The 1347-nt window shown below is 71.3% G+C and carries 2 protein-coding genes; one reads left to right on the top strand and one right to left on the bottom strand.

Features of this window, described 5'->3' with window-relative positions; all coding sequences use genetic code 11:
* Window positions 1-947 (bottom strand): thiolase C-terminal domain-containing protein (locus AC31A1_RS51455; RefSeq protein WP_489659920.1); only part of this gene is annotated, 947 nt, incomplete at its 3' end.
* Between the two features lie 76 nt (window positions 948-1023).
* Here AC31A1_RS51455 and AC31A1_RS51460 point away from each other — a divergent pair.
* A partial coding sequence (locus tag AC31A1_RS51460) for an acyl-CoA dehydrogenase family protein (RefSeq protein ID WP_489659921.1) occupies window positions 1024-1347 on the top strand: 324 nt, incomplete at its 3' end.

Raw genomic sequence — 1347 nt, forward strand, 5'->3', positions numbered from 1 at the left:
ACCCGCAACCGCCCCTTCTCCACGAAGGCGCCCCCCTCGCCCTTCGCGCAGAACCCCAGATCCTCCAGCGTCACCAGCGTCATGTAGGTGAACGCGTCGTAGATCTCCGCGAAGTCGATCTCCTCGGGCCCGACTCCCGCCCGCTCGAAGGCCAGCCGCCCGCTCACCGCCGCCGGTGACACCGTGAAGTCCGGCCACTCGGACATCGCCGCATGGGAGACGTGCTCCCCGGTGCCGAGCACCCACACCGGCGCGGTACGGCAGTCCCGTACGTACTCCTCGGCCGCCAGTAGGATCGCCGCCCCGCCGTCGGACCGTATGCAGCAGTGCAGTTTGGTGAACGGGTCGGCGATCATCGGGCCGGAGAGCACGTCGTCCACGGTGATCGGGTCGCGGAACATCGCTTCGGGGTTCAGGGCGGCGTTGGCGCGGGCCTGTACCGCCACCTCCGCCAACTGCTCGATCGTTGTGCCGAATTCGAGCATGTGGCGGCGCGCGGCCATCGCGTACTTCGCGATCAGCGTGTGGCCGTAGGGGACTTCGAACTGGAGCGGACCCCGTGCGCCGAAGGAGAGGTTGCCGGTCCGGCGGCCCGCCTTGATGTCGGCTCGGGCCGTCGAGCCGTAGGCGAGCAGTACGGCGTTCGTGTGGCCCGCCGCTATCGCGTCCGTCGCGTGGGCCGCCATGACCTCCCACGTCGAGCCGCCTACGGAGGTGGAGTCGACCCAAGTGGGGCGCAGGCCCAGGTATTCGGCCACCTCCACCGGGGCCAGCGTGCCCAGGCCCGCCGATGCGAAGCCGTCCACCACCCCCCTGTCCAGGCCCGCGTCCGCCAGTGCGCGGCGGGCCGCCTGGGCGTGCAGGGCGTAGGGGGTCGTGTCGTCGACCCGTCCGCAGTCGGACAGAGCCACGCCCACCACGGCGACCTTGCGGCTCCCCACTGGCATGAGGGGCCTCCTCCCTCTGTGCATATCGTGCCCGGACTCCTAATATGACGGACCGTCAGATCTGGAGGGAAGTGCCATGGACGCCAGCTTCACCGCCGAGCAGGACGAGATCCGCCGTACCCTCCGCGAACTGCTCCAAAAGCGGTGCGGTTCCGCCGAGTTGCGCGCCGCCGTCGACACCCCCGCCGGACACGACCCCGCCCTCTGGACCGCCCTCGCCCAGCAGCTCGGCCTGCCCGGACTCGCCCTCCCCGAGGCCTACGGCGGTGTCGGCTGCTCGGCGACCGAACTCGCCCTCGCGGCAGAGGAGACGGGCCGTTTCCTGGCCCCCTCCCCGCTCCTCGCCACAGCCGTGCTCGCCGCGCCCCTCGTCCTCGCCCTCGGCACCGAGACCCAGCGC

The organism is Streptomyces sp. P5F9 (assembly GCF_057961495.1).